Origin of the sequence: Motilibacter deserti, from assembly GCF_011250635.1 — a bacterium.
Classification (GTDB): domain Bacteria; phylum Actinomycetota; class Actinomycetes; order Motilibacterales; family Motilibacteraceae; genus Motilibacter_A; species Motilibacter_A deserti.
Window position 1 is genome coordinate 44,994 of sequence record NZ_JAANNP010000007.1, and the last position, 22,694, is coordinate 67,687.

Annotated in this window: 21 protein-coding genes, 2 tRNA genes, 1 pseudogene and 1 riboswitch; of the genes and pseudogenes, 11 read left to right on the forward strand and 13 right to left on the reverse strand. The window is 73.3% G+C overall.

Annotated features, from left to right (window positions below; all coding sequences use genetic code 11):
- Positions 1-52: 52 nt before the first annotated feature.
- The 4 genes from G9H71_RS12065 to G9H71_RS12080 form a co-directional block, all read right to left on the reverse strand.
- Positions 53-637, reverse strand: a complete 585-nt coding sequence (locus G9H71_RS12065; RefSeq protein ID WP_166282123.1) for a hypothetical protein — start codon at positions 635-637, stop codon at positions 53-55.
- 90 nt (positions 638-727) lie between these two features.
- Positions 728-1,030, reverse strand: a complete 303-nt coding sequence (locus G9H71_RS12070) for a hypothetical protein (protein WP_166282125.1) — start codon at positions 1,028-1,030, stop codon at positions 728-730.
- Between the two features lie 782 nt (positions 1,031-1,812).
- Positions 1,813-2,244 carry an arsenate reductase ArsC gene (locus tag G9H71_RS12075; protein WP_166282127.1) on the reverse strand — a complete coding sequence of 144 codons (432 nt, stop codon included), beginning with the start codon at positions 2,242-2,244 and terminating at the stop codon, positions 1,813-1,815.
- A 51-nt stretch (positions 2,245-2,295) separates the two neighbouring features.
- Positions 2,296-3,789: an FAD-dependent monooxygenase gene (locus G9H71_RS12080; RefSeq protein WP_331272938.1), complete on the reverse strand. Its 1,494-nt coding sequence runs from the start codon at positions 3,787-3,789 to the stop codon at positions 2,296-2,298.
- A gap of 85 nt (positions 3,790-3,874) precedes the next feature.
- Between G9H71_RS12080 and G9H71_RS12085 the strand changes: the two genes are divergently transcribed.
- Positions 3,875-4,243: a metalloregulator ArsR/SmtB family transcription factor gene (locus G9H71_RS12085; RefSeq protein WP_166282129.1), complete on the forward strand. Its 369-nt coding sequence runs from the start codon at positions 3,875-3,877 to the stop codon at positions 4,241-4,243.
- A gap of 48 nt (positions 4,244-4,291) precedes the next feature.
- Here the strand turns inward: G9H71_RS12085 and G9H71_RS12090 are convergent, their stop codons facing one another.
- From G9H71_RS12090 to G9H71_RS12105, 4 genes are all read right to left on the reverse strand, one after another.
- Positions 4,292-5,980, reverse strand: a complete 1,689-nt coding sequence (locus G9H71_RS12090; protein ID WP_331272939.1) for a GAF domain-containing sensor histidine kinase — start codon at positions 5,978-5,980, stop codon at positions 4,292-4,294.
- Positions 5,981-6,169: 189 nt separating this feature from the next.
- Positions 6,170-6,243, reverse strand: a tRNA-Asp gene (locus G9H71_RS12095).
- Between the two features lie 55 nt (positions 6,244-6,298).
- Positions 6,299-6,371: transfer RNA gene (locus G9H71_RS12100), tRNA-Glu, on the reverse strand.
- Positions 6,372-6,472: 101 nt separating this feature from the next.
- Positions 6,473-8,038, reverse strand: coding sequence for a metallophosphoesterase family protein (locus G9H71_RS12105; RefSeq protein WP_166282133.1), 1,566 nt, complete (start codon positions 8,036-8,038; stop codon positions 6,473-6,475).
- 54 nt (positions 8,039-8,092) lie between these two features.
- Between G9H71_RS12105 and G9H71_RS12110 the strand changes: the two genes are divergently transcribed.
- From G9H71_RS12110 to G9H71_RS12120, 3 genes are all read left to right on the forward strand, one after another.
- A complete protein-coding gene (locus G9H71_RS12110) occupies positions 8,093-8,443 on the forward strand; it encodes a metallopeptidase family protein (protein ID WP_166282135.1) in 351 nt (116 codons plus the stop codon).
- A gap of 115 nt (positions 8,444-8,558) precedes the next feature.
- Positions 8,559-9,056 (forward strand): hypothetical protein, encoded by a 498-nt coding sequence (locus G9H71_RS12115; RefSeq protein WP_166282137.1) that lies wholly within the window; start codon positions 8,559-8,561, stop codon positions 9,054-9,056.
- A 414-nt stretch (positions 9,057-9,470) separates the two neighbouring features.
- Positions 9,471-10,823 (forward strand): glycosyl hydrolase, encoded by a 1,353-nt coding sequence (locus tag G9H71_RS12120; protein WP_166282139.1) that lies wholly within the window; start codon positions 9,471-9,473, stop codon positions 10,821-10,823.
- Between the two features lie 107 nt (positions 10,824-10,930).
- Here G9H71_RS12120 and G9H71_RS12125 read toward each other — a convergent pair whose 3' ends face one another.
- The 4 genes from G9H71_RS12125 to G9H71_RS12140 all read right to left on the reverse strand — a co-directional run bounded on the left by G9H71_RS12125 (position 10,931) and on the right by G9H71_RS12140 (position 15,618).
- Positions 10,931-11,266 (reverse strand): hypothetical protein, encoded by a 336-nt coding sequence (locus G9H71_RS12125; protein WP_166282141.1) that lies wholly within the window; start codon positions 11,264-11,266, stop codon positions 10,931-10,933.
- 102 nt (positions 11,267-11,368) lie between these two features.
- On the reverse strand, positions 11,369-13,252 hold the full coding sequence (gene typA, locus G9H71_RS12130; RefSeq protein WP_166282143.1) for a translational GTPase TypA: 1,884 nt from the start codon (positions 13,250-13,252) through the stop codon (positions 11,369-11,371).
- A gap of 105 nt (positions 13,253-13,357) precedes the next feature.
- The gene (locus G9H71_RS12135; RefSeq protein WP_166282145.1) at positions 13,358-14,908 is read right to left on the reverse strand and encodes a sensor histidine kinase; all 1,551 of its coding nucleotides are present in this window, start codon (positions 14,906-14,908) and stop codon (positions 13,358-13,360) included.
- Positions 14,905-15,618: a response regulator transcription factor gene (locus G9H71_RS12140; protein ID WP_166282147.1), complete on the reverse strand. Its 714-nt coding sequence runs from the start codon at positions 15,616-15,618 to the stop codon at positions 14,905-14,907. Before G9H71_RS12140 ends, G9H71_RS12135 begins: the two co-directional genes overlap by 4 nt.
- A 163-nt stretch (positions 15,619-15,781) precedes the next feature.
- Positions 15,782-15,950: riboswitch (cyclic di-AMP (ydaO/yuaA leader) on the forward strand.
- A gap of 56 nt (positions 15,951-16,006) precedes the next feature.
- Here G9H71_RS12140 and G9H71_RS12145 point away from each other — a divergent pair.
- Positions 16,007-16,546 (forward strand): C40 family peptidase, encoded by a 540-nt coding sequence (locus G9H71_RS12145; RefSeq protein WP_166282149.1) that lies wholly within the window; start codon positions 16,007-16,009, stop codon positions 16,544-16,546.
- An 85-nt stretch (positions 16,547-16,631) separates the two neighbouring features.
- Here G9H71_RS12145 and G9H71_RS12150 read toward each other — a convergent pair whose 3' ends face one another.
- On the reverse strand, positions 16,632-17,057 hold the full coding sequence (locus G9H71_RS12150) for a hypothetical protein (RefSeq protein ID WP_166282151.1): 426 nt from the start codon (positions 17,055-17,057) through the stop codon (positions 16,632-16,634).
- Positions 17,058-17,366: 309 nt separating this feature from the next.
- On the opposite strand from G9H71_RS12150, the gene G9H71_RS12155 reads away from it, so the two are divergent.
- From G9H71_RS12155 to G9H71_RS12180, 6 genes and pseudogenes are all read left to right on the forward strand, one after another.
- A complete protein-coding gene (locus tag G9H71_RS12155) occupies positions 17,367-18,419 on the forward strand; it encodes a Gfo/Idh/MocA family oxidoreductase (RefSeq protein ID WP_331272940.1) in 1,053 nt (350 codons plus the stop codon).
- 116 nt (positions 18,420-18,535) lie between these two features.
- Complete coding sequence (locus tag G9H71_RS12160; RefSeq protein WP_166282155.1) at positions 18,536-18,829, forward strand: WXG100 family type VII secretion target; 294 nt, start codon at positions 18,536-18,538, stop codon at positions 18,827-18,829.
- Entirely contained in the window at positions 18,826-20,130 is a 1,305-nt protein-coding gene (locus G9H71_RS12165) for a hypothetical protein (protein WP_166282157.1), read from the forward strand. Before G9H71_RS12160 ends, G9H71_RS12165 begins: the two co-directional genes overlap by 4 nt.
- The gene (locus tag G9H71_RS12170) at positions 20,127-20,867 is read left to right on the forward strand and encodes a hypothetical protein (protein WP_166282159.1); all 741 of its coding nucleotides are present in this window, start codon (positions 20,127-20,129) and stop codon (positions 20,865-20,867) included. Before G9H71_RS12165 ends, G9H71_RS12170 begins: the two co-directional genes overlap by 4 nt.
- 161 nt (positions 20,868-21,028) lie before the next feature.
- The gene (locus G9H71_RS12175; RefSeq protein ID WP_166282161.1) at positions 21,029-21,490 is read left to right on the forward strand and encodes a PPOX class F420-dependent oxidoreductase; all 462 of its coding nucleotides are present in this window, start codon (positions 21,029-21,031) and stop codon (positions 21,488-21,490) included.
- Between the two features lie 125 nt (positions 21,491-21,615).
- Positions 21,616-22,539 (forward strand): annotated as a pseudogene (locus tag G9H71_RS12180) (acyl-ACP desaturase); the annotation flags it as partial.
- Positions 22,540-22,694 lie beyond the last annotated feature (155 nt).

The window sequence follows — 22,694 nt, forward strand, 5'->3', positions numbered from 1 at the left end:
GCTACTCACCGAGCGCCATCAGACTCGACGCGCTTCCGGGCGCAGGCTGGGCTCAGCCACCTGTTCCCCCGGCGGCCATCTCGATGCAGTCCTGGACCGACAGGTCCGCCTCGTCCATCTGCTTCTTCACGTCCTCCGACTTCTGTGCCGGCTCGACGCCACGCTTTCGCAAGCACTCCTTGTACATCTGATTGGTCGGTGACTCGTCCTCGTGCGCCAACTGCCAGACCGTGTCGACGGCGCCGTATTCTCGCGCGTAGCAGTCGTCGTAGACCCCGGACTGCATGGCTGCGTCCGGGACGGAGAAGTCGTTCATGTAAGCGGTTCTCGACACGTTCAGCACGTCGAACCCAGCCGCCCGGAAGCACGCCTGAAGGCGCTGGAAGGCAGCCTCGTACTCTGCGGCCGTCACCTTCTTGTCGGCCAGCTCAGATTTTTGCGCATCTGACATTGAAGAATCAGACAGGCCGGCTGTCGGATCCTGCGCGGTCGAGCCCCCATCTGCTCCGCACCCGGTCGTCGCCACGATGACAGCCGCAACACACGAGGCCGCCGCGCTGCGTGACCTGCGCGCGCGCCTTGACGGGCCGGTGCCGGCTGTCCGCGGTTCGGCCAGCTTCGACTGCCAGATAGTCATCGTGCATCCTTATCAGATCGGCGCTGTGCGTGCTCCCGTGATGAAGAACGCGTGCTGGGGGAGAACTCGGCCCCCCCAGCACGCACGTTCTCAGGGGTAGCTCAAGGTGGGGGTTCCACCGCGCGAGGTGGAGTGGCGACTGCGCGAGGTGTTCACCTGGTTCTTCACGGCGTGCGTAGCGTTGCCCACCCGTGCCGACCACACCGCTCCGCCAACGGTCTGGTACTGCACCTCGACGTACACGGTGTTGCACTCGCTGGCGTCCTCGTAAGTGCCACCGCCCGAGCCGACACCGGCCGTAGACGTCGGGTTGGTATACCCGACGAATGCCTGAGCGCCGGTGCAATAGCCGACGACATGGGCGCCCGCCGACGCGGGCAGAGCAGTCGCCACAGTCACGCCTGTCGCCACCACGGACGCGACCGCGAGGGCAGCAGCTTCGTCCCACCGAACGGGGTGATGAGACGCGGAACTCGGCCGCGGCCGTCGATCAGCAGAACAGCCCGGCTCGATCCACCCGCATTCAGCGAGCCAACGCGCGTTGGCTCGTCGAAGGCAGACGTGAAGGGCGGCTCGGCAAACCCTGGTCCATGGCAGGGCCCGGCACGAGGACCAGGTGGCCGCGGGTTGAGTTTCTTCGAGTTGCCTAGCGGTGCGGAGCCGAATTCTTCGCGCACGCGCTCATGAAGCGAGTCACGGTCAGGACGCGTACGACTCGCGGCGGCTCGATGGAGAACTGCACCCAGTACGAGCTCTTCGGAACATCATCGTTGATCCCCCGTTGATCGTGATGTGCGTTGAGCATGTACTACGGCCTGGGTACAGGTCAACCACTCCCTGCGTACTTCTCACTCGCACCAGGAACGGCCCTCGAGGACGGGGGGCCGTGCTGGGCCACGTGTCGGCAGATGGCCGCAGCAGCAGGAGGTTGCGGCACGGGGTGGCACGTCACCCCGACGGTCAGTCGCGCCGGTCGAGGGAACGGGCCTGCCTGTGCTGGACCGTGCCGACGCGCCCGATGAAGCCCGCGGGCCGCGTCCTCGCCGTGCCGGGGGTGCGGGCCATGCGCGGCGCTCCCCGAGCCCCCTTCGGCTCAGACGGTCCGGCGGCGGTGGCTCGTCGACCCGGTCCGCCCTGCGCGTCGCCGTCTCGGTGGGGCATCGTGGCGACCCACCTCAACGCTCTTTGTGCGACGCTCGCGACCGGGCGGGCAACAGCTCCGCGAGCAGCCGCTCAACCCGGGCGCGGATCTCGTCGCGGATCGGGCGTACAGCCTCGACGCCCTTGCCCGCGGGGTCCTCGAGCTCCCAGTCCAGGTAGCGCTTGCCCGGGAAGACGGGGCAGGTGTCGCCGCAGCCCATGGTGATGACGACGTCGGAGGCATGCACGGCGTCGGTGGTGAGGATCTTCGGCTGCTGGCTGGAGATGTCGATGCCGACCTCGGCCATGGCCTCGACGGCGGCCGGGTTGACGGCGTCCTTGGGTGCGGAGCCGGCAGAGCGGACCTCCACGTCGTTCCCGGCGAGGGCGGTGAGGAAGCCGGCGGCCATCTGGGAGCGGCCGGCGTTGTGGACGCAGACGAACAGGACGCTGGGCTTGCGGGGCACGGTCGGGCCTTCCGGGGGTGGGCTGCGGAGCGGGTGACGGGCAGCAGGGTCTCAGCCGCAGCCGCCGCCGTCGCTCGCGCAGGAGGTGCCGGTGTCCCCGAGGACGGTGAGCCCGGCGAGCAGCCCGCCGCCCTGTCCCGTCGCGAAGCCCTGCGCGAGCCCGGGCCCCGGCCCGGCCGCGGGACCCTTCGTGCTTCCAGCGCCCTGCACCGTCGCGGGCCCGCTGGCGCCGCAGCAAGCTGCCGGGTCAGCGGCAACGGTGCTGCTGCCGGCGTCGGCGCCGCTCGTGGAGCAGACGCCGGTCTCGGGTAGCACCAGCTGCACCTCGTCGGCCGCCGCCGCGTCCCCGGCGATCGCGGCGACGACGGAGCGCGCCTGCTCGTTGCCGGTGGCGATGAGGAAGGTCGGGGCACGGCCGTAGGACTTCGCGCCGACGACGTAGAACCCGGGCTCGCCGGGGTGCGCGAGCTCGGCGTGGCCGTGCGGCGGGACGGTGCCGCAGGAGTGGAACTGCGGGTCGATGAGCGGCGCGAGCAGGCGTGGGGACTCCAGGCCAGGGTCGAGGTCGAGGCGGAGCTCGGACAGCATCTCCAGGTCCGGGCGGAACCCGGTCGCGGCGACCACGGTGTGCACGCCCGCGATGGACTCCCGGGCCGAGCCCACCGTGCCGGTCACGGTCACCGTCCTCTCCCCGTCCCGCTCCTGGAGCTCGAGCCGCGTGGTGCGGAAGCCTGCGACCAGCTCGACCTCCCCGGCCTCGACGAGGTGCTGCAGGTCCGACCCCAGGCGCCCCCGGTCCGCCAGCTGGTCCGCGCCGGCACCGCCGTAGAGCCGGCGGGCGGTGTGCGAGCGGATGGCCCAGATGGCCTGCGTCCCCGGCACCTCACGGGCGAGCCGGGCCAGGTCGCGCAGCGTGCCGGCGGCCGAGTGGCCCATGCCGACCACGAGGGTGCGCTTGCCGGCGAACCGGGCGCGGTCGGCCCCGAGCACGTCCGGCAGCGCGGCCACGACCGTGCCGGCTGCGGCGGCCTCCGCCTCGCCGACGGCGGGCAGGCCGGACGCACCGAGGGGGTTGCGCCGCCCCCACGTGCCCGACGCGTCGATCACGGCGCGTGCGGCCAGGTCCTCGACCGAGCCGTCCGCGTGCTCCACGCGGACCACGAAGGCGCGGGCCTCCCGGCCGATCGTCCGGGTCTTGTCCAGCCCGTCCCGCGTCACGGCAACGGCGCGGCAGCGCGTACGCACCGTGCCGAGCGCCGCTGCGAGCGGCGCCAGGTAGCGGTCGGCGATCTCGGCGCCCGTGGGCGGGACGTCACCGTCGGGGCGGCCCCAGCCGGTGGGGGAGAGGAGCTTCTCGGCCTCGTCGTCGACGATCCACCGCCAGGGCGTGAACGTCCGCACGTGTCCCCAGGCCCGCACCGCCGCCCCGGCCTGCTCACCGGACTCGAGCACGATGTGCGGCAGCCCGTACGCGCGCAGGTGCGCTGCCGCGGCCAGCCCCACCGGGCCGGCCCCGATGACGACGACGGGCGTGGTCTCCTGCACCTGAGCCTCCAGGGTTAGACGTGTGTCTAAGAACCAGGGTCGCGCAGGTCTTCGACGTGTGTCAAGGAAGTGGCAGACTGGCGCCGTGCCCAAGACGCTGCCCGTGCTCGAGGACGTGAGCCCGATCTGCTGCCGCCCGTTGGGCAGCACGCGCGGCACGTTGTCCTACGACGAGGCCGTCGCGCTCGCCGTCCGCCTCAAGGCGCTGGCCGACCCGGTCCGTGTGCAGCTCGTGAGCTTCCTGCTGGCCCAGGACGGGCTGGAGGCGTGCACCTGCGACCTCGCGCCCGCCGTGGGGCTGAGCGAGCCGACCGTGAGCCACCACCTCAAGCAGCTCTACGCCGCCGGGCTCGTGGACAAGGAGCGGCGCGGCATGAATGTCTACTACCGCCTCGTGCCCGACGCCGTCAGCGCCGTCGGCCGGACGCTGACGATCGACGCGACCGCCGGTTGACGTCTCTGCCTTCGTCGAAAAGGACTTCGGCGAAGCGCCATGCGCGAATCACTCCGGGATCGTGAACCGGACGGTCGTGCCGCCGCCGGGGGTCTCCGTGATCCAGATCCGGCCGCCGTGGCGCTCCACGATGCGGTGACAGGTCGCGAGGCCGATGCCGTGCCCGCGCCCCGCCGCCCCGGTGTCGAACATGGCGAAGACCTTCTCACGCTTGTCCGGGGCGACGCCCAGGCCGTTGTCCGCGACGGCGAACTCCCACCCGGTCCCGGTCGCGACACCGGAGACGGTGACGGTGCCCGGGCGTGCCGGGTCCCGGTAGCGGATCGCGTTCGTCAGCAGGTTCTGCAGCAACTGCCGCAGCAGGACCGCGTCGACGCGCGCCTTCGGCAGCGGCTGGACGGCGCTGACCGCGACGCCGGCGGCCTCCGCCTCGGCCGCGACGTCGAGCACCGCGTGGGCGTACACCTCGCCGGTGTCCACGAGCTGGGGGGCGCACGGCTTCCCGCCGGCCTGGGCGTACGCCAGAAGCGCGTCGATCAGGCACCGCATGCGGACGCCGGCCCCGCGCGCCGTCCCGACCCAGGACTGCGCCTCCTCGTCCAGCTGCCCGCCGTAGACGTCGAGCAGCAGCTCGAGGTAGCCGTCGATGACGGCGAGCGGGGAGCGCAGGTCGTGGCTGGCGACGGCGGCGAACTGCGCGAGCTCGCGGTTCGACCGCTCGAGCTCGGCCGACCGCTCGGCCAGCCTGGAGTGCGCCTCCTCGAGAGCCTCCCGCTGCCTCCGATCGGCGGTGACGTCGGTCTGCGCGACGACCGCGCCCAGCGGCGTGCCGTCGGCGCGGGTCAGGGCACGTCCCGACACCAGGACGCGGGTGGCTGCTTGGCCGGGCGGCGCGATCACCATCTCGACGTCGCGCACCGCCCCCTCGACCAGCGCGCGATGCAGCGGCACCTGCTCGGGCGCGAGCGGGGTCGTCCCGTCCGCCGCCAGCAGGTTGTAGGTCGTGGCGTGATCGGCGGGGGCGACGCCGGAATCGGCCGGCAGGCCGTGCCAGTCCAGCGCGGCCCGGTTGAACAGCGTCAGCCGTCCGCTCGGGTCCGCGGCCACGACCGCGACGTCGATGGTGTCGAGGACCGCGTCGGTGAGCTCCTGCCGCTCCTCGAGGACCCCCATGGTCAGCTCGACCAGGTCGCGCTGCTCCTGGGCCTCGGCCGCGAGCTCGGCGCTGCGCCGGGCCTCGCGCCGGCGCTCGAAGAGCGCGACGACGACGGTCGCGAGGTCCTGCAGGCGGTCGAGCTGCCCCAGGGTGAGCTCGCCGGGGTCGGAGTCGAAGACGCAGAGCGTGCCGAGGGCGTGCCCGTCCGGCGAGATCAGCGGGAAGGAGGCGTACAGCCGCACGGCAGCGAGCCGGCCGGTGACCCAGGGGTTCGCCGCGTAGTCCGGGTGCAGGCTCGCGTCGGGGACGTGGACCGGCCGCCCCTCGAGGAAGCGCACGGCGCACATGGAGTCCGACCGGGCCGAGTTGGTCCCGGCGAAGCCGACGGTCGTGAGCTGGCACTGCCGGCTCTCGTCGATGAGGTTGAGGGTGGCCGTCGGCACCCCGGCGACGGACGCGGCGACCCGGAGGACCGCGTCCAGCTCGGCGTCGGCGGGCCGGTCGAGGATCCCGTACGCGTGCAGCACCTCGAGCCGTTCCTGCTCGCCCGGCACGGTTCCCACCTCCTCGACGCACGTCACGGCATCTCATCGGCCGGAGGGCGGCGGGGCTGAGGCGATGCCGAGGGCGATCCGTTGTCGCTCCGGCTGATGTGCGCTAACTCACGTGTCGTCATGCGGAGGCGGCGGCGGGGAACGCAGCCCGGATGCGATGAGGCCGGACGCACGAAGGCCCGGCACCGGGAACCGGTGCCGGGCCTTCGCCTGAGGCGACCCCGACGGGACTCGAACCCGCGGCCTCCGCCGTGACAGGGCGGCGCGCTAACCAACTGCGCTACGGGGCCTTGCTCGGCCTTGCGGCCGTCGTGCAGGAGAAGTATTCCATACGGATACCGCTCGTGCCCCCAACGGGATTCGAACCCGTGCTGCCGCCTTGAAAGGGCGGTGTCCTGGGCCTCTAGACGATGAGGGCAAGTCTTCGCCTTGGCCACCCGCTGGGGTGCGCTCATCACGATACGGGACGCCGGCGGGCAGGTGCCACGCGCACCCTCCGGCGGCGCCCCCGCCGTGGGCTCAGCGCGGTGGCTCGGCCGAGCCCGCAGGCGCCGGGGAGCCCCGGCCGGCGCCGCTACCGCGCCCGGCGTCGGCCGGCTGCGCCTCCTCGGCCACGTGCCGCTCGACCGTCGCCGACGCCAGGCCCAGCCCGCCCAGGCTGATGTCGTCCCAGGCGGTGAGCCGCCGGGTCTCCTCGTCCACGTAGAGCACCGACAGCTCGATCGGCGTGGGCTCCTCGCCCTCGAGCCCGCGCAGGCCCGCCCCACCGGTGGAGCCCTCGACGAAGAGGCGCGTGCCCTGCTCCATCACCTCCGTGGAGCGCTTGTGCACGTGCCCGGCGATGACCAGCGGCACGGCGCCGTCGAGCCGGCGGGCGGTCTCCGGGTCGTGGACGACCGCGATGTCGATCGGCGGGACCGCGGCCCTGGCCGTCGCCGCGAGCTGGTCGCCCAGGGCGACGACCGGGTCCTCGGCGGTGAGCTCGCCCTTGCCGACGGAGTCGTCGCGGGTCTCCTTGTCCGGGGTGAACCGGGGGTCCCCGGCTCCGAGCAGGCGCAGCCCGGCCACCTCGAAGGGCTCGCCGGTGAGGACCTTGGTGTTGTGCTGGCGCTCCACGGCCGCTGCGGTGGTCTCGGAGTCGTGGTTGCCCTTGACGAAGATGTACGGCACCCCGAGGTTGCCGATCGGCCGGGCGAAGGCGTTCTCGAGCTTGCTGCCGTGGTCGCTCAGATCGCCGGCGTCGATGATCAGGTCGACGGAGAACTGCTCGACCGTGGAGCGGATGACGTTCCACGCCGAGGGGTTCAGGTGGATGTCGCTGACGACGAGGATGCGCAGGTCGTCCGAGTCGTCGCTCAGCACCGGCAGCGTGCTCGTGGTGGCGTACAGCTTGGAGACGTTGCCGACCAGCTTGCCCAGCTGCTGGCTGTAGCGGCCGAAGTCGCCGACGATGTCCTCGGCGCTGCCGACGACCCCGGGCGCGCTCGCGAGCAGCCCGGAGTACTTCGGCTCACGGATGGCGTCGGACCGCAGGGTCAGGGCGGCGGTGCCCAGCGACCCGGCCATGACCACGAGGGCGAGCCCGGCGCAGGCCAGCGCACGCCGCCTGCGGCGGTAGACGAGCAGGCCGAGCAGCCCGGCCCCCACGGTCGCCGCGGCGCACGTCACGGCGACGAGCCGTAGCAGGGCGCTGCGGACGTCGGCCGTGGCCTGCTCCGGGAGCGCGTCCAGCTTCGTGGGGTCGTCGACGATGGCCCTCGCCGCGTCCGCGTCGAGCCGCTGCACGTCGACGTCGACGGCGAGCGGCCCGTCGTGGGTGTCCAGCTCGATCGAGCCGAGCGGCGGGATGCGCACGTCCACGTCCCCGTGGTCGTTCCACGCGACGGCCATCCGGGTCTCGGCCGGGCCCACCGGGGCGTCGACGTGCCCGGCCACCGCCAGGCCGAGCCACCCGCCGGCCAGCGCGACGAGGACCACGCCGGCCCACCGGGCGGCCCGCGAGCGCAGAACGGCGCCGGCCCACCGCAGGGGGCGCGAGCGCGGGACGGGGCGCGGCTGTTCGGAGGTCGGCTGCTCGGAGATCATGTGCGCCGTCCCCTACCCGCCCTGAGCCGGCGCCCGGCGCCGTAGGCTCCCGCTGTGGTCGATGTCACGCCCGCCGAGTTCGAGGAGCTCGTCGCCGACGCGCTGGACCAGATCCCGGAGGAGCTCGGCCGGCTCATGCGCAACGTCGCGGTCGTCGTCGAGGAGGAGCCGCCGGAGGACGACCCGGAGCTGCTCGGGCTGTACGAAGGCACTCCGCTGACCGAGCGCGGTGAGTGGTACACAGGCGTGCTCCCCGACAAGATCAGTGTGTTCCGTGGGCCGTTGCTGCGGATGTGCGCCACTCGCGAGGAGGTGGTGGAGGAGGTCCTGGTCACCGTGGTGCACGAGGTCGCCCATCACTTCGGCATCGACGACGACCGGCTGCACGAGCTCGGCTGGGAGTAGCCCGGACGGGCGAGCGCCGAGGCGCACGGACGGCAGTCCGCGGCGCTGGCGCGGCGGCGGCGCCGCGCGCGTCGGGGGCTACGCGCCGACCGGGCTCAGGCAGTACCGTGACGGGATGGAGCCGCTCGTCGTGCTCGCCGCCGCCGCGCCGGCCGCCGGCGCCGCCGGCTGGGGGTCGTACCTCCTGACGGTCCGCGCCGCCCGCCGCTGCCGACGCGCGGCCGACCTCGCCCGGCTGCGGGCCGAGTCGCTCACCCCCGGCCCCCGCGGCGACGTGGCCCGTGCCCGCCGCCGGCTGGCCGCCGAGGTCGAGGCCACCGCCGACCTGCTGCGCCACTGCGACGCCGCCTCCCGCCCCGTGGGCGACACGGCCTCGCTGCTCGCGCGGCTCCGGGTCGCGGCCGCGTCGCTGGACGCCGAGCTCGCGCTCCTCGGCCGGGAGCGTGACCCGCACGTACGCCGACAGGGGTCCCAGGGCGCCCTGGCCCAGGCCGACGAGCTCGTGCGGGCGGCCGGGGCGCTGCGGCTGGCGCTGGCCCGCCGCCGCGAGCGGCGCGACGTCGACGCGCTCGTCGAGGACCTGCGGCTGGAGGCGCGCGCCCTGCGGGCGTGAGCGCAAGAGGTACCGCGCTGGGAGACGCCTCTCGGCGAACGGCCGCTCGAAGCGGCTGATGATGGAGCCCGGGGTCATGCCCCAGCGCGGCACCCGTGACAACGGTGCACCACGCCGCCGCATTCCGCCAAACCGGGCACCCGGGCCCGGCGGGGGGCATGCCCGGTATTGCCCCGGACGGGTGAGGCTCGATCGGGCTAGCCTGGGGCGCGACGGGAACGCGCACGGCGCTCAAGGCCGTTGCGCTTCCGGACGATGCATCACCCGGATGGAGGACTCCCGGCGGCACCACGACGCGTTCGCGGTCGTCACACGAGTCACATCCACCCCACCCGCCACTGAACGGACCGCAGCCTCCGGCGTCTCCTCCCGAGTGAGGAACGTCGGCTGCCCCGCGAAAGGACCTCTCGACTCATGCGTGTTACCCGGATCGGCCGCCTCGGCGCGGCTGCCGTCGCCGTCACGGTGGCGGCCACGCTGACCCAGGCCGGCGGGACCGCCTCCGCCGCCCCCAAGCCGACCCCGGCCGACTTCTTCGGCATGCACGTCCTCAGCGCCGGCTCGGCCGGGGCTGCGTACCCGACGAAGGCCGCGCTGGGCTCGGTCCGGCTGTGGGACATCGGCACCACCTGGGCCGAGCTCCAGCCCCAGCAGGGCACCTGGAACACCGCCGCGGTCAAGAAGCTCGACACCGCTGTCGCCCAGGCCAAGTCCCGCAAGGCCGCGCCGCTGCTCGTGCTCGGCCAGACGCCGACGTGGGCGAGCAAGAACCCCACGCTGCAGGCGCCCGTCGCGGCCGGCTCGAGCGTCGCCCCGCGCTCGACCGCGTACTGGACGAACTACGTCAAGTACGTCGTCGACCGCTACTACAAGAAGGGCGTCCGCTCCTTCCAGACCTGGAACGAGCCCAACGGCGGCTTCTACTGGACCGGCAGCGTCAAGGAGATGGCCGACCTCAACCTGGCCGCCTACCAGGTCGTCCACGCCACGACGATCAAGGCCAAGAAGGTCAAGGTCAAGGGCAAGACGGTCACGCGGAAGGTCAAGGTCGCGAAGTACCCCGGCGCGGTCCTGGTCAGCCCCGGCCTCATCAGCCGCCGCCCGGCCCAGATCTCCTGGATCCGGCAGTACTACGCCCAGAAGAACGCCCGCTTCGCCGACGTCATCGGCCTGCACCTCTACCCGAACCCCGGCAAGACGCCGGAGTCGACCATGACCCAGCTGGCGACGGTCCGCAAGAACCTCACCGCCAACAAGCTGGGCACCAAGCCGATCTGGGTGACCGAGGTCAGCTTCGGCGGCGCCGTCGGCGGGTCGCAGAACAAGGCCGAGGTCATCGCCCCCGAGTACCAGGCGGCGTACGTCTCGCGGATGCTGATGCTCGCCCGGGCGAACGGCATCGCCAAGCTCTTCTGGTACGCCTGGGACGTCTCGCCCAACGTGCTCGGCATCGAGCTGACGGCCAACGCGGCCGGCAAGGTCAGCATCACCCGCGCCGGCACCGCCTGGAGCGTGACGCGCGGCTGGATGAGCAGCCCGCTGGACAAGTGCGCCCGCGACAAGGCCGGGGTCTACACCTGCACGCTCAAGCGCGGCAAGGGCTTCGGCTACGTCAAGTGGACCGACACCCCGCGCAAGAACGTCCGTTTCAAGGCCCCCGCGGCCACCACGGCCGTCTTCGACCTGCAGGGCAAGAAGGCGGCGCGCAAGGCCGGCCAGGCCGTGACGATCGGCAACTCGCCGGTCCTCATCACGACCAGCCGCTGACCCGGCGCTGGGCGAACCAGCGCAGGACCGACGACGGGCCCGCTCCCCAGCAGGGGGGCGGGCCCGTTCGTCGTCATGGCCTCGTCATGGCTCGTCTGGCCGGCGCGCTAGCGAGAGGCGCAGGGGCCGTCGCCGCGGGGGACGGTGAGGTCCACGCGGGCGAGCGTGCGCACGAAGTCGGACGCCTCGATGTCGCCGTCCTTGCAGGAGGCGGCCGCCGCCGCCTCGGCCAGCGTCGCGGCGTACTCGACGAGCGCGCGGACGAAGGCCAGCGTGCCGCGCGGGTCACCGGTGATGTCGTCGGTGACGCGGCGGAGCGTGGACTCGCGGGCGTAGGGGTCGAGGGCGACCGTGTAGGCGCCGAGCAGCTCGAGGGCACGGGCGCGGCCCAGCCCTGTCACCTCGGCCGCCGACAGGTCGGGCGGAAGGAAGGAGCTGTCCACGCCTGCAAGTCGGCAGGCCGCCGTCCCAACTGAGGACGACGGCCTGCACGCGCGGGTGATGCTTGACTCAGGCACTCGCTGCCGCGAGGCCGGAGCGAGAAATCAGGCGTTCGCCTTCGACTGGCGCCCGCGGTTGCGGCCGCGCGTCGTCGCGTCGAGGATCACCTTGCGGATGCGCACGGCGGTCGGCGTCACCTCGACGCACTCGTCCTCGCGGCAGAACTCCAGCGACTGCTCGAGGCTGAGCTTGCGCGGCGGCACGAGGCGGACGAGCTCGTCACCGGTCGAGGAGCGCATGTTGGTGAGCTTCTTCTCCTTGGTGATGTTGACGTCCATGTCGTCGTCACGGGAGTTCTCACCCACGATCATGCCCTCGTAGACCTCGGTCGTCGGCTCGACGAACATCGTGCCTCGCTCCTGCAGGTTGAACATCGCGAACGGGGTCGCAACGCCCGCGCGGTCCGCGACGAGCGAGCCGGTCGGGCGCGTACGCAGCTCGCCCGCCCACGGCTCGTAGCCCTCGAACACCGCGTTGGCGATGCCGGTGCCGCGGGTCTCGGTGAGGAACTCGGTGCGGAAGCCGATGAGGCCGCGCGACGGCACGAGGAACTCCATGCGGATCCAGCCGGTGCCGTGGTTGGTCATCGTCTCCATGCGGCCCTTGCGGACCGCGAGCAGTTGGGTGATGGCGCCGAGGTACTCGTCCGGTGCGTCGATCGTCAGCCGCTCGACCGGCTCGTGGAGCTTGCCGTCGATCGTCTTGGTGACCACCTGCGGCTTGCCGACGGTGAGCTCGTAGCCCTCGCGGCGCATCTGCTCGACGAGGATCGCGAGCGCGAGCTCGCCACGGCCCTGGACCTCCCAGGCGTCCGGGCGCTCGGTCGGCAGCACGCGCATCGACACGTTGCCGACGAGCTCGCGGTCGAGCCGGTCCTTGACGAGGCGGGCGGTGACCTTGTTGCCGCGCTCGCGGCCGGCCAGCGGCGAGGTGTTGGTGCCGATCGTCATCGAGATGGCCGGCTCGTCGACCGTGATGAGCGGCAGCGGGCGCGGGTCCTCGGGGTCGGCGAGCGTCTCGCCGATCGTGATCTCCGGGATGCCGGCGATGGCGATGATGTCGCCGGGGCCGGCCTTCTCGCCGGACACGCGCTCGAGGCCCTCGGTGATGAGCAGCTCGGTGACCTTGACCCGCTCGATGGAGCCGTCGTGCTTGCACCACGCGACCTGCTGGCCCTTGCGGATCTCGCCGGCGAAGATGCGGCAGAGCGCGAGGCGGCCGAGGAACGGCGACGCGTCGAGGTTGGTGACGTGCGCCTGCAGCGGCGCCTCCGGGTCGTACGCCGGCGCCGGCACCGAGTCCAGCAGCACCTGGAAGAGCGGCTCGAGGTTGTCCGAGTCGGGCAGCCCGCCGTTCTCCGGCCGGTTGAGCGAGGCGCGGCCGTTCTTCGCCGAGGCGTAGACGATCGGGAAGTCGATCTGGTCCTCGTCGGCGTCGAGGTCGAGGAAGAGCTCGTACGTCTCGTCGACCACCTCGCCGATGCGGGCGTCGGGGCGGTCGACCTTGTTGATGACGAGCACGACCGGCATGCGCTTCTGCAGGGCCTTGCGGAGCACGAAGCGGGTCTGGGGGAGCGGCCCCTCGGACGCGTCGACGAGCAGCACGACGGCGTCGACCATCGACAGGCCGCGCTCGACCTCACCGCCGAAGTCGGCGTGGCCGGGGGTGTCGATGATGTTGATCGTGAGCTCCTGGCCGTTGACCGTGTGCTTCACGGCGGTGTTCTTGGCCAGGATCGTGATGCCCTTCTCGCGCTCGAGGTCCATCGAGTCCATGACCCGGTCGGTGGCCTCGGCGTGAGCGGAGAAGGCGCCCGACTGCCGGAGCATGGCGTCGACGAGCGTCGTCTTCCCGTGGTCGACGTGGGCGATGATCGCGACGTTCCGGAGGTCGTCGCGGCGGGCGAGGTTGGCGGTCGCACTGGGCACGACTTGTCAGTCTACGGCGCGTCGCGCGCCTGCGGAAAATCGCGACGGCTGCCGCTCTGCGCCTCTACCGGCCGGGGCGTAGCGGCCGGCCGCACCCGGGCCCCGTCAGGCGAGGTCGAGGACCTCGGCCCCGCCGGGGCCGGCCGGGCCGGCGCCGGAGGCCGGCTCGGGCAGGCGCAGCCGCAGCCGGGCGACCGTACCGCCCCCGATGCGCGGCTCGAGGCTCGCCGAGCCGCCGTGCTCGGCCGCGACCTGGGCCACGATGGCGAGGCCGAGGCCGCTGCCCGGCACGGCGCGGGCCTCGGTCGCCCGGTAGAACCGCTCGAAGACGCGTTCGCGGTCGGCCGGGTCGATGCCGCGGCCGCGGTCCGCCACCGCGACCTCGGCCAGCCGCGGGTCCGTCTCCGCCCGTCGGACGCAGACCTGCAGCACCGCGGGGGCCGGGGCGCTGAACTTGACCGCGTTGTCGATCAGGTTGTTGACCGCGCGGATGAGGCCGGTCTGCCGGCCCTGGACCAGCAGGGGCTCGGCCTCGACCGAGATCGTCGCGTCGGGCGCGTGCCGCTTCGCCCGCGCCACGCAGCGCCCGACGAGCTCGTCGAGACGCAGGTGCCGGGGTGCCTCCTGCCCGGCGTCCTCGCGCGCGAGCGCGACCAGCTCGTTCACGAGCGTCGTCAGCTCGACCGCCTGCTCGCCCAGGTCGGCGAGCATCGCCTTGCGGTCCGCCGCCGGAAGGGCCTGCGGCCCGCGCTCCTCGGCCCGGGCGAGCAGCTCGACGTTGGCGCGCAGGCTCGTCAACGGCGTACGCAGCTCGTGCCCGGCGTCCTCCACCAGCCGCCGCTGCTGCAGCCGCGCGCTCTCGAGCGCCGCGAGCATGGCGTTGACGCTGCGGGCGAGCCGGGCGACCTCGTCGTCCCCGCTGACGGGGATCGCCGCGCGCAGGTCCCGGGTCGCGGCGACGTGCTCGGCGGCCGCCGTGACGCGCCGCACCGGGCCCAGCCCGGCGGAGGCCACGGCGCGGCCGGCGAAGGCGGCGGCGGCGATGCCGAGCAGCGAGAAGAGCCCGAGGAGCAGGGCGAGCGAGCGCAGGGTGCCGTAGACCTCGTCCAGCGAGCGGGCGACCTGCACCGCGCCGCGGCCGGTCCGCAGCGTCGCGGGCGCCGTGATGATCCGGACGTGCGAGCCGTCGACCGTGGCGTCGCGCAGCACCATGCCCTCGCCCGTCCGGGCCACCTCGATGTCCGCAGCGGTGACGGGCAGCGTCAGGCTCCCGTTGCGCTGGAAGGCCGCGCGCCGTCCCGCGGCGTCGATGTACTGGATGTTCTGCGCGGCCGCCTGGTTGAACGCGCCAGGAGGCGGCCCGCCGCCCCGGCCGAAGCTGCGGCCCGGCGGGCGGTTGCCGCCGACGACCGCGGCGAAGCGCGCCTCGGACTCGACCTGCTCGCGCAGCGTCTCGTCGGTCTCGCTGCGCAGCTCGGCCCGCACCGTGAGCCATGCCACGGTCGAGACCAGCAGCACGGCGCCGGCGACCACGAGGGCGACGATGCCGGCGAGGCGGGCGCGCAGCCCGGGATGGCGCCATCGCGCGGCCCGGCTGCGCAGGCGCGGGGGCAGGAGCGCCGCCAGGCCCCGCCGGCCGAGCGACCGCCCCGTCACCCCGAGCTCGCCCCGGGGCTCGGGTCGCGCAGGGCGTAGCCCACGCCGCGCACGGTCTGTAGGACGCGCGGCTCACCGTCGGCCTCGAGCTTGCGACGCAGGTAGCCCACGTAGACCTCGAGGCTGTTGGAGGTGGTGCCGAAGTCGTAGCCCCAGACCCGCTCGAGGAGGACCGTGCGGGTGAGCACCTGGCGCGGGTGGCGCAGGAAGACCTCGAGGAGCGAGAACTCGGTCCGGGTCAGCTCGAGCAGGCGCGCGCCGCGGCGTACCTCGTAGGAGACCGGGTCCATGGACAGGTCGCCGAACCGCAGGACGTCGTCCTCGTGCCGGGCGTCGTCGGGGGCCGACAGGCGCGCCCGGCGCAGCAGCGCGCGGACCCGGGCGAGCAGCTCCTCGAGCGCGAAGGGCTTGAGCAGGTAGTCGTCGGCCCCCGCGTCGAGCCCGGCGACCCGGTCGCCCACGCCGTCGCGTGCCGTGAGCATCAGCACGGGCGTCGTGTCCCCGGCCGCGCGCAGCCGGCGGCAGGCCTCGAGGCCGTCCATGCGCGGCATCATCACGTCGAGCACGACGGCGTCGGCGGGGGAGGACTCGAGCAGCTCGAGCGCCGCGGCGCCGTCACCGGCGGTCTCCACGTCATAGCCCTCGAACCGCAGGCTGCGCGCGAGCGCGTCGCGCACCGCGGGCTCGTCCTCGACGACCAGCACCTTCATCGGTCTAGAAGTAGCAGGCTCGGCTGAGGATGCGCTGAGAGGGTGACAGGACGCACAGCACCGAGACTAGGCCCCGGCTCAGGTGCGTCGCATACCGTGACGAGGCAGAGATTGACGGTCGCAAGGCCGTCCACGCGCCGGCAACGCCGAGTCCTGCCCCGCCGGTGCGCAGACGTCGACTCCCACGTGGGGCAGGAGCGGGGGACCCACTCCTTCGCGAGATCGCCGGACAGCACCACCAGTGCCGGCTCGGGGTGAAGCCGCAGCAGCGGCCGGGGCACTTCCGGTCCCGAACCCGACAGCTCACTTCGCAGGCGTGCTGGAAGGGCTCTTTCTCTTGTCGTACGCCGCCACCGGCGGCGCGCGCGCTCTTGCGTGCCGCGCTGCCGTGTCCTCCGCTGCCCGCTTCTCGCTCCGCTCCGCCGCGTTGCTGCTGGCGCTGCTCGGTGCGCTCCTCGTCGCGCCGGCCGCGCCCGCGTCGGCTGCCGCCACCACCTCGGCCGACGCCTCTCCGGCGGCGAAGCCGGTCACCCGCTCGGCCAAGGCCCCCGCCGCGCGCGCAGCCGCCCTGCGCGCCGCGAGGGTGAAGACGGTCCTGTCGACCGCCGCCAAGCTGCGCGGCCGTCCGTACCGCTACGGCGCCACCGGCCCGCGCGCCTTCGACTGCTCGGGCTACGTCGGCTTCGTCATGAAGCGCGCCGGCAAGTCGCTCCCGCGCACCTCAGCCGCGCAGTACGCGTCGTCCAAGAAGATCAACAAGTCGGCGATGAAGCCGGGCGACCTCGTTTTCTTCAAGCACGGCTCGCGCGTCTACCACGTCGCGGTCTACGCCGGCCACGGCCGCATCTGGCACGCGCGTCAGCCGGGGCAGGGCGTCGCGCTGACCCGCATCACCGCGTCGAGCTGGGCCGCCGGCCGCGTGCTCTGACAGGACACGATGCCCCCGCACTCCATGGCGTGCGGGGGCATCGTGCGTTCTCAGTTTCGCTGAAGTGTGATGTGCACCTTCAGCTTCAGCGAACGACCTCGTAGTACATCGTGTAGTCCGCTGTCCATGCGGCGAAGTGCGCCTCCTGCAGGCCCTGGCCCGCGTGGTCGAGGTTGACCGCGAACTCGCCGAGGAAGTCGTCGTTGTCGAAGAAGCCGGCGTCCGCGTCGTAGAGCTTGACCCGGGTCGTGTTGCTCGAGGACTTCGTCACGTTGATGGTCACGCCCTGTCGGTCGTTCAGGCTGCCGCTCCACACCTTGCTGCCGTTGACCGTGATGTAGGGCTCGTCCGCGCCGGTCCAGTCCTCGGTCGACTCGCACCACAGGTTGTAGATCTTGATCTTGTACGTGGTGGCCGCCTCCGCGGGGGACGAGAGGGCGACGAGGCCACCGGTCGCGACGGCGGCGGCAGCGGCGAGCGACGCGGTCTTGCGGAGGGTGTTTCCGAGCATGGCTGTGGATCCCCTTCGAGATAGGTGAGGGTGCCGCGGATGGCGGCGTCGGGGGCGCTTCGTCTGCGCGTGACGCGAGGCGCGGCTCCGTCCGGCGCCGCCCCGTATGCGTCTGACTCTCCAGAGCGGGACGTCCGCCCGGAGATACACCGCAGGCGTGGAACCGCCACTTCCTTGCCTTCGACACCACCTCGCGCCGGCCGCCCCCGGCACGACCGCGCACATCCCGGAGGAAGTGGGCCCGGCACGGCGCACGAGCCCGCGCAACCCCGGCGCGGGCCGGGCCCGTCGCAGGGGGAGGATGACGGGGTGACTGAGAACCTCCGCGTCGTCGTGCTGGGCTACGGCCTCGCCGGCTCGACCTTCCACGCTCCCGTCATCGAGTCGGTGCCCGGGCTCCGGGTCGCCGCCGTCGTCACGTCGAACCCCGAGCGGGCCGAGCAGGCCCGGGGCGACATCCCCGGCGTACGCGTGCTCGCGTCGGCGGACGAGGTGTGGGCGCAGCCCGAGGCCTACGACGCCGTCGTCGTCGCCACCCCCAACCGCTCGCACGCCCCGCTCGCGGCGGCGGCCATCGAGGCGGGCCTGCCGGTGGTCGTGGACAAGCCGCTCGCGGTCACGGCGGACGAGGGGCAGCGGCTGGTCGACCTCGCGGCCGAGCGCGCTGTCCTGCTGACGGTCTTCCAGAACCGTCGCTGGGACGCGGACCTGCTGACCGTGCGGCGGCTGCTCGCCGACGGGGCCCTCGGGCGCGTGCACCGCTTCGAGTCCCGCTTCGAGCGGTGGCGCCCGGAGCCGAAGGCGGGCTGGCGCGAGAGCGGGTCGCCGGAGGAGGCCGGTGGGCTCCTCTACGACCTCGGCAGCCACCTGATCGACCAGGCGCTCCACCTGTTCGGGCCAGCGACCTCGGTCTACGCCGAGGTCGACGTGAGACGCACCACCGTGGTGGTGGACGATGACGTCTTCGTCGCGCTGACGCACGCGACCGGCGTCCGCTCCCACCTCTGGGCCGGCGCTCTCACCGCGCAGCTCGGCCCGCGTTTCCGCGTGCTCGGCAGCGAGGGCGGATATGTGAAGCACGGGATGGACCCGCAGGAGGACGCGCTGAAGGCCGGCGGCCGGCCCGACGCGCAGGGCTGGGGCGTCGAACCGGAGGAGGCCTGGGGCCGGCTCGGGGTCGACGGCGCGACCACGGCCGTGCCGACGGAGGCTGGGGCGTACCAGGAGTTCTACGCGCTGCTGGGCAAGGCGCTGCGCGGTGAGGGGCCGGTGCCGGTGGACCCGGCCGAGGCCGTGACGACGCTGCGGGTGCTCGAGGCGGCGCGCGCCTCGTCGGCCGAGGGGCGCGTCGTGCAGCTCTGACCGAAACCGCTCCGGTCGTACGAACCGGATTTCGCGCGAGGCCCGCTGTGGACAGCCACAGCGGGCCTTCGTGCGTCCGGCCTACCGTCCTTGCCTCGACAGACGGAGGGGGAACGGTGGGCTGCGACCTCAAGGTCGACACGGACGAGCTGCGCGACCTGGCGTCGAGGCTGCGCGGGATCCGCACGGGGCTGGAGTCGGCGTCCGACGACATGACGGTGCTGCACGGGGAGCTCGGCTCCGGGGTGCTGGCGACGACGATGGACCGCTTCGCTTCCGAGTGGCGCGTACGCCGCCGCAAGCTCTGTGCGTCCGTCGAGGCGGTCGAGCAGATGGCGGCGCAGTCCGCCCGGCAGTACGACGCCTGTGACGACGCGCTCGCGAGAGCCGTCGCGGGCGGCCGCAAGTGACCGCGCGCCCGCGCGACTGGTCGCCGCTCGCGCTCGTCGACCCCGTGCCGGGGGACGCCGCCGCCGTCGAGTCCGCCGCGGTCCGGATGGGGACGATGGCGGCCGAGCTGGAGCAGCAGGCGAGGCGGCTGCGCCGGCTCGCCACGCCGCAGACGTGGGAGGGGGAGGCCGGACGGGAGTTCCGGTCGGCGGCCACCGATCTCGCCGAGGACCTGGAGCGCCTACGCGGCCGCTACGAGGCCGCGGCCGGTGAGCTGCGGACGTGGTCCCGCGAGCTGTCCGCCGCCCAGGACGACTCGCTCCGCGCGCTGCGGGCTGCGCAGGACGTCGAGGCTGCTGCGGCGACGTCGTCTGGGGCGGCGGCGGGGGCGGCCGAGGCGCCCGACCTGGCCGTGCCGCGGCGGATGCTCGAGGACGCGGTGGCCCGCCGCGACGCGGCCGCCCGCCGGGCTGCGCACGCGATCGAGCAGGCCATGCACGACGACGGGCTGCGCGACTCGTGGCTCCAGCGCTTCGCCGGGGCGCACCCCGTCGTGGTGGCATGGATGAAGGTCGCTTCAGAGGTCGCGGCACTGGCCGGCCTGGCGCTCGCGCTCGTCGCGGTGACGACTCTGGCGGCGGTCCCGGCGGCCGTCCTGCTGATCCTGGCCGGGCTCGGCCTCGTCGTCGACGGGCTGCTCTGGGGCATGGGCGAGGGTGACGGGCTCTCCGTCGTCCTCGGCGTCGTGAACCTCGCGACCGCTGGCCTCGGCGTCGCCGGAGCGCGCGTCCTCGCCGACGGCTGGGGCTCCTCCGTCAGCGCGGCGAAGGGCGTCGCCCGGGAGCGGGCCGAGGACGGCGTCCGCGCGGCCAACGCCGCCAAGGTCTCCTTGGCCGAGCGGACGGTGCAGCGCGCCCGGCCCGGGGGAGCCGCCCACGCCCGGGCGCGGAGCATCCTCGCCGACGTCGACGCACGGGCGCGCCACGCCGGCGACGTGGCCGCGGCGGGAGTCGGGCAGCCGGCGAGCCGCCCGGGCCTGGGGCGGCGGTTGTGGACCTTCGACCGCGCCTCGGCCCAGCAGGTCGCAGCGGCGCGCTGGTTCCGCGACAGCTACCGGAGCTCGGAGGTGGAGAAGGCCTACGCCCGCATGAAGGCGGCCGCGTGGGCGCTCGGCGGGAGCGGGGCATCCGGCGTGTCGACCGAGGCCTACGACCGGTGGCGGCAGAAGTGGGCCACATCGGCCGCCCCGTGGAAGGACGCCTGGGGCACGGTCAGGACCGCGGCGGGCGCAGATCAGCGCCGGCGGCCGGTGACCCCGTGAGCTCCGCGATCCGTCGGCCGACCGGCTACCGCATCGTCCTGCCGCCGGCGTGGTGGCACATCCCGCTCGACAACGGCCGGCATGCCTCAGTGGCGGCCCTGGTCCGGCACCAGGTGCGCCGGTCGCCGAAGGACGCCGCGGCGCTCCTGCGCGGCGGGCTGCGGCGCGAGCTCACGGGCGTCGTCGAGCGGGCGGCGCACGCAGGCGCCTGCGACCTCTACCTCTCGCTCGGCGTCGAGCGCGGGATCCCGCTCGCGGCGTCGCTGCTCGTGCAGCGCATGGCCGTCCCGGTCGCCCCGGGCGAGGACGTGCTCGAGTTCGTTGAAGCCGTCGCGGGACAGCGCGACGGCGTCCCGCGCCGCCTGCTGGTGGGCGGGGCCGAGGCGGTCGCGGTGCGCCGGGTCGAGCTGCTCCCGGTCCGTGATGACCTCGTCCTCGCCGGCGACGCCGCGCCGGTCGACCTGTCCTCCGTCCCTCGGCCGTGCACGACAAACCTGGACGTCTTCGTCCCGGTCCCGAGTGACGAAGCCCTGCTGCTGCTGGCCTTCAGCACACCCGTGCCGCCACTGGCGGAGGCCTTCGTCGACCTCTTCGAAGCCGTGGCGCAGAGCCTCACCTGGTCCTATCCGGCCCGGCGCACGCCCGCGCCGCCGGGCGGACGGGCCGCGTCGAGGGCTCCGGCGATGCGCTTCGACGACAGCGGCCGGGGTCGGGCGGGTCAGCGGCGGTGGGCGTAGGGGCGTCCGAGGTGTGGGGGGGAGGTGTGCGACGAGCCGGCGGGAGGTGACGAGCCGGGGCGGGCGGTCGGCGGCGAACGGGCGGGCGGTCGGCGGGGCGGCGTACGGGCGGAACGAGGCGTACGGACACCGCCGGGCCCGCCCGGCGTACCCTCCCGCTCGTGGCAATCGCGACGAACACGACCGTCGACCGCGAGCAGTTGCTCGACTTCCTCCGCCCGCGGCGCAAGGGCCTGGTCATCACGACCCGGCGGGACGGCCGGCCGCAGGTCTCGCCGGTCTCGTGCGGGCTCGACAGCGAGGGGCGGATCATCGTCTCGACCTATCCGGACCGGGCCAAGACGCGCAACGCCGAGCGCGACCCGCGGGTGTCGGTCTGCGTGCTGTCCGACGACTGGAACGGCCCCTGGGTACAGGTCGACGGCCGGGCCGAGGTCCTCCACATGCCCGAGGCGCTGGAGGCGCTCGTCGACTACTACCGCGCGCTGGCCGGCGAGCACCCGGACTGGGACGACTACCGCGCCGCCATGGAGCGCCAGGGCAAGTCCTTGCTCCGGGTGCACATCGAGCGGTGGGGGCCGATCGCGACCGGTGGGTTCCCGGCACGTCTCGCGGACAGCTGAGCGGGGTACGTCGTCGCGGAGCGGGAAGCCCTGCTTCCGTGTCGCGGGACGCCGTGGCCTCGGTCCTGTTGTCGCCCCAGAAACCTACGGTAACGTAGCCGTAGGAAGACCGACCTGGAGGTGCGATGTCCGCTCGCCGCCCGACCCAGCTGGAGCTGCTGCACGAGCTCGAGCCCGTCGTCGAGGAGAACCTCGAGCGCCACCTGAAGGTCGCCAAGGAGTGGTTCCCCCACGAGTACATCCCGTGGAGCGAGGGCCGCGACTTCGACGGCGTCCTCGGCGGCGAGGCCTGGGACCCTTCCCAGTCGCGCATCTCCGAGGTCGGCCAGACCTCGCTCGTGGTCAACCTGCTCACCGAGGACAACCTCCCGAGCTACCACTACGAGATCGCGAACGTCTTCGGCCGTGACGGCGCCTGGGGCACGTGGGTCCACCGCTGGACCGCCGAGGAGGGCCGGCACGGCATCGCGCTGCGCGACTACCTGCTCGCCACCCGCGCCGTCGACCCGATCGAGCTCGAGCGGCTGCGCATGGCGCACATGAGCGGCGGCTACGAGACCGCGCAGGAGGAGGACCTGCTGCGCTCGGTCGCCTACGTCTCCTTCCAAGAGCTCGCGACCCGCATCTCGCACCGCAACACCGGCCGGTTCACCCAGGACCCGCTCTGCGACCAGCTGCTCGCCCGCATCTCCACGGACGAAAACCTGCACATGGTCTTCTACCGCAACCTGCTCGAGGCCGCGTTCAAGATCGCGCCCAGCCAGACCATGCGAGCGGTCACCGAGGTCGTGCGTGGCTTCGAGATGCCGGGGTCGACGATCGAGAACTTCGGCCGCAAGGCGATGCAGATCGCGCTCGCGGGGATCTACGACCTGCGCATCCACCACGACGACGTCCTCAACCCCGTGCTGCGGGCGTGGAAGATCTGGGACGTCGAGGGCCTGGACGCCGACGGTGAGGCCGCCCGCGAGGAGCTCGCGGCCCTGATGGCCAAGACCGACAAGAGCGCGAGCCGGTTCGAGGACAAGCGCGAGATGCTGCGCGCCCGGATGGAGCAGCAGGACAAGCCGGCCGACCCGCTGCCGCCGCGGGTGAGAATGGAGCTGCCGAAGGACGCGGCCGAGGCCGCCGGGGTCGAGCCCACCGCCTGAGACCGGCTGTCCGACGAACGGCTCCCTCCCCCTCGCGGGAGGGAGCCGTCGTC